9 protein-coding genes and 1 pseudogene are annotated in these 11808 nt (G+C 61.1%); 4 read left to right on the forward strand and 6 right to left on the reverse strand.

The annotated features are described in order from the left end of the window. Positions 1-305: 305 nt before the first annotated feature. Positions 306-1157, reverse strand: coding sequence for a CAP domain-containing protein (locus tag F7R06_RS16055; RefSeq protein WP_090320466.1), 852 nt, complete (start codon positions 1155-1157; stop codon positions 306-308). A gap of 142 nt (positions 1158-1299) precedes the next feature. Here F7R06_RS16055 and F7R06_RS16060 point away from each other — a divergent pair, with 142 nt between their 5' ends. The 3 genes and pseudogenes from F7R06_RS16060 (at position 1300) to F7R06_RS16065 (ending at position 3671) form a co-directional block, all read left to right on the forward strand. Beyond that, entirely contained in the window at positions 1300-1920 is a 621-nt protein-coding gene (locus F7R06_RS16060) for a cell wall hydrolase (protein WP_090320469.1), read from the forward strand. 125 nt (positions 1921-2045) lie between these two features. Then, positions 2046-2144: pseudogene (locus tag F7R06_RS31475) on the forward strand (lipid-A-disaccharide synthase N-terminal domain-containing protein); the annotation flags it as partial. 3 nt (positions 2145-2147) lie between these two features. Further along, positions 2148-3671, forward strand: coding sequence for an ArnT family glycosyltransferase (locus F7R06_RS16065; RefSeq protein WP_090320472.1), 1524 nt, complete (start codon positions 2148-2150; stop codon positions 3669-3671). Positions 3672-3741: 70 nt separating this feature from the next. Here the strand turns inward: F7R06_RS16065 and F7R06_RS16070 are convergent, their stop codons facing one another. The 3 genes from F7R06_RS16070 to F7R06_RS16080 all read right to left on the reverse strand — a co-directional run bounded on the left by F7R06_RS16070 (position 3742) and on the right by F7R06_RS16080 (position 9120). Further along, the gene (locus tag F7R06_RS16070) at positions 3742-7233 is read right to left on the reverse strand and encodes a hypothetical protein (RefSeq protein ID WP_090320476.1); all 3492 of its coding nucleotides are present in this window, start codon (positions 7231-7233) and stop codon (positions 3742-3744) included. Positions 7234-7446: 213 nt separating this feature from the next. Next, positions 7447-7962 (reverse strand): HvfX family Cu-binding RiPP maturation protein, encoded by a 516-nt coding sequence (locus tag F7R06_RS16075; protein ID WP_090320479.1) that lies wholly within the window; start codon positions 7960-7962, stop codon positions 7447-7449. A 366-nt stretch (positions 7963-8328) separates the two neighbouring features. Then, entirely contained in the window at positions 8329-9120 is a 792-nt protein-coding gene (locus F7R06_RS16080; RefSeq protein ID WP_090320482.1) for an N-acetylmuramidase domain-containing protein, read from the reverse strand. A 164-nt stretch (positions 9121-9284) separates the two neighbouring features. On the opposite strand from F7R06_RS16080, the gene F7R06_RS16085 reads away from it, so the two are divergent. After that, positions 9285-10787, forward strand: a complete 1503-nt coding sequence (locus tag F7R06_RS16085) for an aldehyde dehydrogenase family protein (protein WP_090320485.1) — start codon at positions 9285-9287, stop codon at positions 10785-10787. Between the two features lie 41 nt (positions 10788-10828). On the opposite strand, the gene F7R06_RS16090 is transcribed toward F7R06_RS16085, so the two are convergent. Further along, positions 10829-11488: a carbonic anhydrase gene (locus F7R06_RS16090; RefSeq protein ID WP_090320489.1), complete on the reverse strand. Its 660-nt coding sequence runs from the start codon at positions 11486-11488 to the stop codon at positions 10829-10831. Between the two features lie 33 nt (positions 11489-11521). Further along, positions 11522-11758: a DUF2790 domain-containing protein gene (locus tag F7R06_RS16095; protein WP_090320492.1), complete on the reverse strand. Its 237-nt coding sequence runs from the start codon at positions 11756-11758 to the stop codon at positions 11522-11524. Positions 11759-11808: the final 50 nt, after the last annotated feature.

Genomic DNA, 11808 nt, shown 5'->3' on the forward strand with positions numbered 1-11808 from the left:
CAATCACTATGAGTAACCGGTTGATCGACGGCATCTATGAAGAGCTGTTTTATTTGAGAATTGGCTTTTTTTTTTAAATTATTGATAAATAACGATAAAAATCTTGGTGGTTATCGTCGATAGAGAGGGCGCAACGAGCGAAAAGGCGACATTAAACGCGCATTCTTGTTCTTTTCACCGTAAACGATTGATGACCTCAATCAGGTCAAGGTCAACGTCCGGCGCATGAATCGCGGTGGGCGGGCTGGTCGGCGATTACGCTCCGACAAGCCCCCTCGCCACAGAGGTCGTCTCAGGTCAGGTCCCTACTGCGCCCCGAACATCACGGTCCAGTAAATCCCCGCATCGCTCTTCGGATCGGTCGCGTAGGCCGCCCCCAGGTCACGAAACAGCGGGTTCATCACGTTGGCGCAATGACCGGGGCTGGCCATCCAACCATCGACCACCTTGCGCACAGTGTCTTGCCCGGCGGCGATGGTCTCGCCGATCTCCTGGAAGTTGTAGCCCGCCAGTTCCGCCCGGTCGCCCGGCGTGCGGCCATCCTGGTCCTTGTGGTCGAAGAAGTTTTTATTGGCCATGTTGCGCGAATGCGCTTCGGCGGCGGTCGCCAGCGTGGCGTTCCAGGCCAGCGGCGTGGTAGCGGCAAAGGACTGCGTGCCGCACTGGCGTGCTTTGCTGCGAGCGATGTTGAGTTCGGCCAGCAGTTTCTGGCCTTCGGTCTGCCAGTCGCCCAGGCGTGCGCTGAGCAACGGACGGGCGACGACGATGCGCCAGTCACGGTCCTGATGGCTGACACCGACATCGACGAATTGCGGGTCCAGCACGATCTGGCAAAAACTCTCCTGTATCGCTTTCATCGCCGAGGCCGCATCACGGGGCCCGGACAGGCTGATCGCCTGCACATTCTTCATGGGGTAACCGGCGGTCGCCATGGCCTGCTGCAAATTGCCGATGCTGGTGGCGGACAGCACCAGGCGCGGGTCGGCCGACAGCGGCGGCAGCTCCGACGACACCTGACCGGCGCAACGCTGCAACTGGCTGCGGTAGACGTTGATCGATTCGATCAGCTGTGACTCTTCGCTCGCCATCGCGCTGGCGGCAAACAGCAGACCCAGTGACAACCCGGCAAAGCGCATTGCGGATGATAGTGAACGCATGGAAATCCCCCTTGAGCTGACTGCGCCCATGATGCGCGAAGTTACCCCGTCAAGGGCAACGGATTTTCCAGAATGTTGCGGCGAGCGTGCAAACATTTCACTACTACACTTTAGCGCTACTGCCCACTGAGTCTTGCCGACCATGCGCTTCGACTGGATTGCAACCTGCCTCGCAATAATGCTGCTCGCCGGCCCGGCATTGGCCACCGATCAGGAGCAAAAACAACAAGTTGCCAAAGAGAAGGCCGAGGTGCTGGAACAAAAGGCTACGCAAGACAGCAACCCGGCACCGGTACCCAAGGCTGAAGCCATTACCCAGCCTGAAGCCCAGGCCGTGGACCCGGCGGGCAAGGCGCCGCTGGATGACGCCATCACTTGCCTGGCCCGTTCCATCTACTGGGAAGCCAAGGGCAAGGAATCCACCGACATGGAGGCCGTCGCCAATGTGGTCATGAACCGCCTGGGCCACGAAGGCTTTCCCGATACCGTCTGCGGTGTGGTCAAACAAGGCTCGGAAACCAAGAGTTGCCAGTTCTCCTGGTGGTGTGACGGCAAGTCCGACACGGTTCAGGAGGAGGCGCCCTATGCCATGGCCAAGGAAATCGCGCGCAAGGCACTGAACAAGCAGCTGCCGGATCACACCGGCGGCGCCTTGTATTTCCATGACCGCACGGTCAAGCCCGATTGGGCGGACAAATACGTCAAAACCGCGGATATCGGCTTGTTCAGGTTCTATAAACCCCGTGACGGGGATGCCAAGTAAGCAGGCACGATCAGGAACGCGCTCTGAAAAAAAATTATCCGAACCACCGAAACCTGAATATTTCTGATTTATAAGCTTCATGTCCGGGCCATGCAGTAGTAACTTCATGCGCGCAATCCATCTGCCGACAGGAACCGGTGTTTATCGCCGGCCAGGCCTTTGGCTTTATCGTGTACTTGCGCGATCTGCAGTTGATTGCCCAAAGCAAAAACCTCAAGGAATAAGCTATGCGTCGAACCCTATCGCCCCGCGTCGAATGCCTGGGCCTGATGCTGTTGGCCCTGTTATTGATCGGTGCAGGCCTTGGACTGCGCCAGGCGCAGAACGTCGATGAAGAACGTTTTCTCGGCGTGGCCCTGGAGATGCTGCAAAACGGCTCGTGGCTGATCCCACACCGCGCAGCAGAAATCTACGGCGACAAACCGCCGATTTTCATGTGGACAGTGGCGTTCTTCACCTGGCTCACCGGCAAACCCAACCTCGCGTTGTACCTTCCGGGGGTGTTTTCCGCGGTGACCGTCACGGCGATGGTTTATGACCTGGGCCGCCGGCTGTGGAACCAGCGCATCGGGCGCATTGCTGCGTTGTTGTACCTGGCGACCTACCAGACCTACAGCATCCTGCGCACCGGGCAGATCGACAGCTTTCTGATTTTGTTCACCACGCTGGGCCTGTATGGCCTGGCCCGCCATCTGTTGCTGGGCCCGGCGTGGCGCTGGTTCTATGTGGGTTGCGCCGCCATGGGCATCGGGGTGATCACCAAAGGCGTGGGCTTTCTGCCGGCGCTGATGCTGATCCCTTATGCCTATGCGGTACGCAAGGATTGGTCGGGCGTGGTGGCCATGCCGGGCCAGGCGCGCAAATGGTGGCTCGGGTTGCTGGTGATGCTGGCGGCGATTGCGGTCTGGCTGTTACCCATGGCGTTGTCCATCGTATTCAATGGCACCGCTGACGAGGTGGCCTATGCCCGGGAAATCCTCCTGCGCCAGACCGCCGGGCGCTACGCCAACTCATGGCATCACCGCGAACCGTTCTGGTACTTCTTCACCAACGTCATTCCGCAATACTGGCTGCCTTTGGTGCTGGCCTTGCCATGGCTGGTGCCGGCCTGGCGCCGTCAGTTGAAAAAACGTGACGGCCGGGTGCTGGTATTGCTCGGTTGGGTCGCACTGGTGCTGTTGTTCTTTTGCATCAGTGCCGGCAAGCGCAAGTTGTACATCTACCCGGCGCTGCCGGGGCTGGTGCTGGTGGCTGCACCCCTGATCCCCTGGTTGCTGCAACGCTGGTTCAAGCAGCGTCCGCGCTTGCGCCGGGTATTTCCGGCCCTGGTGGCGGCCTGGTTCGTGCTGTGGTTCGCCCGCGGGTTTATCGAACCGTTCGCCGAAGGCGCCAATCCGGATCGGGCCGTCATGGCCCAGGCCGCGACCATGAGCCACGGCGCGGACCTGGTGCTGGTCAACTGGGAGGAGGGGCACTGGTTGTTCGCCCGCCAGCCAATCGTGCATTTCGGCATGGACAACTCCTCGGTCGAAAAGGCCGCCCAATGGCTGCGGGAACACCCGCAGGCCTATGCCCTGGTGCCGGCCGATGTCCTGACCCGGTGCTTCAAGCCCGAGGCCGCTCATGAACTGGGCGAAAACTCCCGTGCACATTGGTCGCTCGTCGGCGCCGATGCCGATAACGGTCAATGCCAGCCAGGACCATCCCCCAAGTTCTATCGGTTCGAATGGACGCCAGTCGTCGTGAAGTAGTCAGGGGCATGCACCTTGCGATTGATGTTCAACAGCAATCGCAAGGCTTCCGGTCCCAGGGGCTAACCCTTTAGAACTTGGCAAAATTCAACGCATCGACAATCGCCGAGCCGCCAATCCCGGTCAGCGACAACAGCAGCGCCTTGATCAGCGGGTCTTCGGCATAGCGCGAGAAAGAGCCGGTGTTGAGGGTCGCCACCCGCTCGCGGATCATCTTGAACTTGCCATAGCAAGGCGCTGTTTCCTGGGTTTCGAGCAGGTAGGCGTCGAGTCGTTGCAAGGCCCGGGTACGGGCCTTTTCGGCGGCGCGTCGCAATGACAGCGCGGAACCGAGCAGCAACAGCGCCGTCACCAGGTACGAGATGACCAGGCCGGGCGGTGTCGGCCAGTTGTCGAACAGGCTGCTGCGCGAAGCCACCAGGATCAACATGACCACTGTCGGCGCGTAGATCAGCCGGTTGACGGCCGAGGTGCGCTTGGCGATCAGTTGCAAATCCACCCACTCATCGATGCAGGGGTGCTTGAGCATTCCGAAGATTTTCTTGTGCTCGGCCTGCAACGACCCCGGCCAGATCGCGTGATGCTCGCTCAGATGGCGGATAAATCGCGTCAGCAGCAGATTGGCGTCCATGACCCAGAACACCAACACCTGGAAAGTCAGGGTTGGGATCAGCCAGCTCACCATCCACCAGATCGATTGGCCGCGAACGGGCATGCCCTCCATGGGCCAGACGACAAACAGCACACTGGTGACGACGACGTAAAGCCAGGTGGCGAGTGCCGTTCGCAGCATGCGCGCACCGAACGAACCACAGATGCAATGCTCACCCCAGAAGCGGGCAATGGAGATCATTTTGCGCCCGTCGGTGCAATTGACTTGAGCCGACGCACAGGGTTTTGACCAGTCCTCGCTGGCGCTCATCAACGGGAAAAATATCAGCAGCAACCAGTGCCCCAGTTCATTGCACCAGCGCCGCAAGCTCCAGCCTTTGCCTCGGCGCAGCAAACGTCGGACCTGGCCCCATAGCGTCATCTCGTATTTGCGCATGTGCAGGCGCAAATGGAAGGTGGTTTCGATCTCCGCGCGGTTGATGCGCAACTTGCGCCAACCCCAGGTCAATGCCGAAATTGATATCAGCACCGCCAGCAAGCGCAACGCCACGGTCGGCCAGGCGCTGATGCCTTCGAACAGAAACATCGGCTCGCCCAGGCCGTTGTCGGTCAGGCTGCTGCGCATCTGGTAGGCCAGCATCAGCGCGAGGATGAACATCACCAGCGGGACCACGATGTACCACACCCAGGCGTCATCGGAGGCCGGGACGGGGCTGGCCATCGGATCCTCGGCCAGCGCCAGTTTTCGGGTGGAACGCCGGGTCAGGTTCAACGACAGGATGCCCAGCAGGATCAACACGAAGGTGAACCAGAGAAACTCCGCATGCCAGAAGCGTGTGGCGATGAAGGCGCACACCGCCGCGACCATGAACAGGCTGATCGGCACGCCGCGCACCCAGGCCAGCCGCGCGTCATGGTCATCCCGCGGACCTTCGATCCGCCACCAGAGGATAAAACCGGCAATCATCAGCAAGGAGAACGTGAGCGGCCCGGCCCAGAAAAAGGACTGGGTTTGTTTGAAACGCTCGCGGATCGATGGTGACGGTTCAGGGTAGGGCGGTGGCGAGGGATCCTGCAGGCAGCGCAGGGCCATGAGGTCGTGGGGGCGAATGCCGCGATCGGATTGCGACTGCGTCGGCGCCTGGCAATTGACCGGGCGCGAGGCGCTAAGCCGGGTCGCCAGGGGAATGAAGCCACTGATGCCGACTTCATAAATGCCCGGCGAAAGCAGCTCCGATTTTGAATAGTCGAATTTCGCACGCTTGACCTCGAATGACTGCGGCGCCAGCGCCGCCAGCACCGAGACAAATACGGCACTTTGCAGGCTGTCGCGAAACGGCGGCACATCTTGTTGCAGGGCGCGGGTCAGCGTGAGCCCGTAGGGGGCGGCGAGGATCAGGTTGCGGGTGGTCTGCGCCTGGCCCCGTTGCAGCATGCGGGCATCGAGGTCGGTGGAAAAGTACAGTTTGTAGGGCATCCGGCTCTTGAGTGCCTGCAACACCAGCAGCTTGTCGTAGGCATCCACGCCCAGTATGCCGATGGCGCCAATGCCGCTCTGGCCGTTGCGGTGATAAGTCGCGTCTTCGCTGGCGATGTGGTCGGCCAGGCGTCGCAGGTAGTCGAGCTGAGAATTGCCGTCGGCTTTTTCCAGCGGGCTGAGGTCGATTTGAGTGGACCCCGCCGTGTTTTTGCTGGCATCGGTGCTGGCGGTCTTGTCGGTACTCGCCGATTCCTCCGGCAGACGCCCGTCCAGTCCGCGTAAATAGCTGAAGCGCAAAATCCATTGGTCGACCGCTTCGCGCTGGTTCTTTTCGCTGTCATTCAGGTGCGCTTCCCGGGCCACTTGCATCTTGAAGCTTTCGATCAGCGCGCGACTGTAGAAACTGTCCCATTCGGAAATCAAGGCGATGCGGTTGTCGCTGCGCCGCAGCGTGCGCGTGCAGGGTGAATCGGTCCTGCGCTGCGTGCCTTCGCCGCAACGCACGCCGATGGCCGGGTCGACGCGGCGCAACTGCAACTCTTCGAGCATCAATTGGGTCATGGTGCCGTCGTCGCTGACGGTGCGCAGCAACTTCATGGGTGGCCGATTGGCCAGCGGCGGTGACAACGGCTGGTAGCCGCGATCCAGGGTTTCGTTATCGGCGGTGGCCAGCGGCGAGTAGATCTCGACATTCGGCGTGGCCTTGCCGATGTCCTGATCCTGGAACATGTCCCGCAGCACGGTTGAGGTCGAGGGGCCGATGACCTTCAGCACGGCCTGCCCGGGCGGTTCGGCGCAGGCTGTGGGGGCGCACGCCGCAGCGACTTTCTGGTTCAGGGTCTGGCGCAGGGTTTCCAGGCTTTGCAACGGCGTCGGGCCAAGTGCGTCCTGTTTCAACCAGAAAACGATCGTGCGGTCGGGTGGTGGTGATGCGCCTTCAAGCGCTGTCGGCGGATCGAAGGAGTTGGAGATGAACACTTCATAGGGCGCGTCGACGAAAGCGCTTGCCTGCGGCGCATCGGGGGACAGAGTGTCGGCGAGTCTCAGGCAGTGAATGTACTGCTCCTGATCCGGCACCCGATGGGAGTTCTTGAAGCCGGCCAGCAAGGCGTAGCGAATCCGCCGGCGTCGCTCGACCTCATCGGCGTAGGGGCCGCCCTCGACCAGCGCGACCATGATGTCGGGCAGCGGTTTAGCACCGGACAGCGGTGATAGCGCAGGGCTGCAAACGTTCGCGGCGTCCGGGTTTTTGCTGTCGCCGAGCTTTTTGCGATAGCGCTCCACCGCGTCGAAAGGGTCCTGCCAGAGCCGTGCTTCGATTGGCAGTTGCGCCTGGAATTGTGCGCCGATGGGGCGCGGCTCAAGGAAGGGTTCGCGGTTGAGGGCGAACATCGATACCACCAGACTCAGGATGACTGCACTGCCTGGCAACCAAAAGGCCAGGTTCGTGCCCGAACCCTTGCTGTCCACGGCCTGTGCCTCTTGTTGTCGGCCAACTGCGTACAGTTATGTATAGACCCAAACAACCAAGGGGTTTGGCCTGAATGGACGATTATTTGCCCGATTTGCCGCTGACTGACCGTTGTAGGAGCTCGCTCGCGATGGACGTCAACGATAACGCGTACATCTGGATATACGCGGTACCGAGGAGTGCTTCGCGAGCGAGCACCTACAGGTGTTGATTCAGACAGGGCTTCGGCGCCAGAAGCATCGGGCCAGCAGCGCATCGAGACTGAACTTGCCTGGGCCTGACAGCACCAGCGGTACCAGCGCGGCGAGGTAGATCAACGGCAGTTTGAAGTTGCCGTAGCCTTTATTGGTGATCGAATAGCCCTGGGCCAGGTCGCTCAAGGTCGACCAATCGGCAGGCCAGTGAACAGCGGCGGTGGCGACGATGGTCACCACGATCAGGCTGATCGCCGAAAAGCGCGTGGCCAGTCCCACCAGCAGGGCGAGGGCGCAGATCAATTCCACCCACATCGACAGTTCCCAGTTCAGCGTGGCCGGCAGGTGGTTGAACGGAAACAGGAAGCGGTCCTGGATGTCGGCAAACCAGTTTTCGCCATTGAATTTCTCCAGGCCGGACTCGAAGAATTCCCAGGCGAGGAACACGCGCAGGGTCAGGGGCGCTATCCAGCTGCCGGCACGGTCAAGGTTCAGGTGCAGGCCTTTCACGGCAGAGGAAATAGAGGCATTCATGGGCGTTGATCTCCTTCAAATCAGGGGTGTCGGGCGATGTGTTTGCCCGTTAGCGCAAGGATCGGCGTGGCCAATCGACAGGCGTATTTGATCAACCGGGTGTATCTGCGGTGTGTCGCGGGTGCGGGGGGTTGAAGGCATGATGTGTCGAGAGCCGGGCTGTACACACTTTGATACATGGCCGTCTCAAGTCATCGCCACCTTCCTGTGGGAGCGGGCTTGCCCGCGATGACGGTTGCACATCCAACATTGAAAGTGGCTGACCCACCGCTATCGCGAGCGAGCTAGAGCCTTGAACGCCTGCAATCGGCGGTCTGAGGCCTCATGCCCCAGAGCGTGTCCGGGGCCGTTTGCATGGGGTTCGAGTCAGTCCGATAACGCCAGGACCCGGCTGCGCAAGTGGTCCAGGGTTTCGTCGTTGAGGACCGTGGTCAGGTCAAGCCCTTCTTTGGCCTGGAACAGGTTCATCGCGTCCCGGGTCTGCTTGCCGAGGATGCCGTCGATATCACCAGGGTGCCAGCCGAGGTACGTCAGGCAGGTTTGCGCCATGCGAATCCGCAGATCGGGTGTCCCGCCATAAGAAAACTTTTGATACGCGGCACTGAGGCGCAAGTCATAGTTGTTGATGGCGTAGTTGGGGCCATTGTAGCGACGGGCGAAATTGGCCCAGTCCTTGGCCCGCAGCGCCGCCACCGAACCCCCGCCGATCAGCTCGCCCACGGTGCACAGCAGTTGTTCGTTCTCGGATGCGACCATGCGCTTGACCATCGCCTCGACATCCGCCGAGCCCGTGGTGGCGAAATTGAAGCCCATTGTCTGGCCCAGTCCCCAGGAGGTGCTTTGCAGCGCTGCGTTGCGGTTCAGGCTGATGGCCTGATTCAGCCGATCATATTGATGCGCCCCCGATGCGCCATAGTTGCCAGGGGTCTTGCTGCTGATATCCGGGTATTGGGCGTCAAACGCCTGTTGGGTCAAGCGGCTGAAGACGTGACGCTCAAAAAGAATTTTCGGGCGGCGGTCGGAAAAGAATCCGTTGCCGGAGGTTTCTACTGCTAGCACAGCCCAGAGTTGCGCAGCACTGACTTTGGCCAGATCCAGGGCATTTTCCATTCCTTCGTCGTCAAGCGCCGCGCCATGGCTGGTGAATTCATCGCTCATGGCGGCCTCCTTCGAAACAGCAAATACCGGTGTACGGTTTAAGCGTAGGCGGGCCGGGCCTGTGCCGGCGGTTTTGCGATCATCGGCGCAAGGCAACGGCGGATGACGCTCAGGGACTTTTGCTATACATTTTCCGCCCGCCCATTGCATGGTGAAACCGCTTCATGTCTCTCGCGCTCGAACGTCTAGTCGCTGGCACGCCGATCCCTTTCGCCGGTAATCGTGTCACCGTGGTCAGCCCCGAACTGGCAGCACGCTTTCAGCCCGGCGACCACCTGTTGGTGGAGCAGGTCAGCGGTGAACTGCTGTTGATTCCGGTGGCTGACCAGCAGGCGGCGTCGGTTGCGATTGCCCGTGCCGAAGCGGCGTTTACCGCGTTGGCGGCGGTGTCGGATCAGGCGATCAGCACCTTCTTCGACCTGTTTGCACAACGTCTGGAAACCCCGGGCTGCTGGGCCTTGATCGAGGCGGCCAACCTGGCGGACATCGAGCGGGCCAAGGCTCGCGGTCGTTCGACCACGCGTTTGCTGGCCGATGAGCGCATGCGCCGCGACATGATTGCCGGCCTGCGCGCCTGGCGCGATGCCCCGGCGACACGGGGCAAGGTGGTCAGCTGCGTCGAGCATGACGGCTGGAAAGTCGAGCAGGTGGTGTCGCCGCTGGGCATTGTCGCGTTCGTCTTCGAAGGCCGGCCGAATGTCTTCGCCGACGCCGCCGGTGTATTGCGCACAGGCAACACCGCCGTGCTGCGCATTGGCAGTGATGCCTTGAGCACCGCCCAGGCCATCGTCACTCACGCCTTGAATCCGGCCCTGGCCGACGCCGGTTTGCCAACCGGCGCGGTGTCGCTGGTGGAAAGCGTCAATCATGCCGCCGGTTGGGCGATGTTCGCCGACCGGCGTCTGTCGCTGGCGGTGGCCCGGGGTTCGGGGCGCGCCGTCAGCCAGTTGGGCAGCATTGCGCAACAGGCTGGTACCGCCGTCAGCCTGCACGGCACCGGCGGGGCCTGGCTGATTGCCCACAGCGACGCCGACGCCACACGTTTCGCCGCAGTGGTGCGCAACTCCCTCGACCGCAAGGTCTGCAATACCCTCAATGTCTGCCTGATCCACCGCGACCGCGCCGTCGAACTGGTGCCGCTGTTCCTGGAGGCGCTGCAACAGGCTGGCAAGGCTCGGGGCCAGGGCTGCAAGTTGCACATCGTCGAAGGCAGCGAAACCTATCTTCCAGCGCAGTGGCAAAGCGCGACCGTCGAGGTCTATCGCGCCGAAGGCTACCGCACCGAAGCACTGGCCGAACCGCTGCCGGAAGATCAGTTGGGCCGTGAGTGGGAATGGGAAGAAACCCCTGAAGTGAGCCTGAAGATCGTCGACGACCTGGACAGCGCCATCGCCTTGTTCAATCGCTACAGCCCGCAGTTCACGGTGTCGCTGCTCAGTGAAGACGCAGCGACCCAGGAGCGTTTCTACAACGCGGTCAATGCGCCCTTTGTCGGCAACGGGATTACCCGTTGGGTCGACGGTCAGTACGCGCTCAACAAGCCGGAACTGGGCCTGTCGAACTGGGAGAGCGGTCGCCTGTTTGCGCGCAGTGCGATTCTCTCCGGTGATGGTGTGTTCACCATCCGTAGCCGCATGACGCAGACGGATCTGTCGGTCAAGCGCTAGAAAATGGCGCAGCGGCTGCCTCGGCGGTCGCTGCGATCGGCTCAGGCCGCTTCAACGGCTTTACCGTAGACGGCGCAGGTGCCTGGGTGTTCGGCCAGCGACACGAAGGTGCGGCTGCCGGCATCCAGGGCATCGATCGAACCGGTCTCGATGTCGTAGACCCAGCCATGCAGGTTCAGCAGGCCTTTTTCCTGGGCCAGGCGCACGCTCGGGTGAGTCTGGATGTTGGCCAGTTGGGCGATGACATTCTCGCGCACCATCGAACTGACTTTGGCCGCGTCATCGGTGTGGGGCCGGGATTCGTTGATGACTTTCGCCGACTCGGCGTGTTGCAACCAGCCACTGACAGCGGGCAGGTGGTCCATGCATGTGCATTTGGCGACGGCGGTCATGGCGCCGCAGTCGGAATGGCCGCAGATGACGATATCGGTGACACCCAGCACCGCGACGGCGTATTCGACGGTAGCCGACACACCACCCGGATGGGGGCTGTAGGACGGCACGATGTTGCCGGCGTTACGGATCACGAACAGCTCACCGGGTTCTTGCTGGGTCAGCAGTTCCGGCACGACGCGACTGTCGGAACAGGTGATGAACAGCGTGCCCGGGTGTTGCGTGGTGGCCAGGTGCTTGAACAGGTCGGTGCGTTGCGGAAAGACTTCTTTCTGGAACTTCAAAAAACCGTCTATGAGCGCTTTCATGGGGGCATTTCCTTTCAGTTCAGTAGTTGGGGATCAGTTGGAACAACCGGTGCCGAACACGCTGTATTGCAGAATGTGGGTCGCGCCTTTGGAGTCCTGGTACGTCATTTCAACGGGGACAACGCCGCAGATGTCCGCCGGTGGCGTGATGTTCACGACCTGCGCGATATCCAGTGTCATGCCGTATTGATAAGGCACGACGGCTTCCCGGGCTTGAACCTGAGCGGACACGCCCGCTATCAGCGAAAGAACCAGCAGAATTTTTTTCATGGGGCATCCTCCAGAGCAGAGTGGTGAGTGCTAGACCGTTGTCGGGTTTT

Origin of the sequence: Pseudomonas moorei, from assembly GCF_008801475.1 — a bacterium.
GTDB classification, from domain to species: domain Bacteria; phylum Pseudomonadota; class Gammaproteobacteria; order Pseudomonadales; family Pseudomonadaceae; genus Aquipseudomonas; species Aquipseudomonas moorei.

Coding starts and splice junctions, on each gene's coding strand:
- F7R06_RS16065 (WP_090320472.1), top strand. CDS start 2,148: ATGCGTCGAACCCTATCGCCCCGCGTCGAATGCCTGGGCCTGATGCTG.
- F7R06_RS16060 (WP_090320469.1), top strand. CDS start 1,300: ATGCGCTTCGACTGGATTGCAACCTGCCTCGCAATAATGCTGCTCGCC.
- F7R06_RS16075 (WP_090320479.1), bottom strand. CDS start 7,962: ATGAATGCCTCTATTTCCTCTGCCGTGAAAGGCCTGCACCTGAACCTT.
- F7R06_RS16090 (WP_090320489.1), bottom strand. CDS start 11,488: ATGAAAGCGCTCATAGACGGTTTTTTGAAGTTCCAGAAAGAAGTCTTT.
- F7R06_RS16055 (WP_090320466.1), bottom strand. CDS start 1,157: ATGCGTTCACTATCATCCGCAATGCGCTTTGCCGGGTTGTCACTGGGT.
- F7R06_RS16085 (WP_090320485.1), top strand. CDS start 9,285: ATGTCTCTCGCGCTCGAACGTCTAGTCGCTGGCACGCCGATCCCTTTC.
- F7R06_RS16080 (WP_090320482.1), bottom strand. CDS start 9,120: ATGAGCGATGAATTCACCAGCCATGGCGCGGCGCTTGACGACGAAGGA.
- F7R06_RS16095 (WP_090320492.1), bottom strand. CDS start 11,758: ATGAAAAAAATTCTGCTGGTTCTTTCGCTGATAGCGGGCGTGTCCGCT.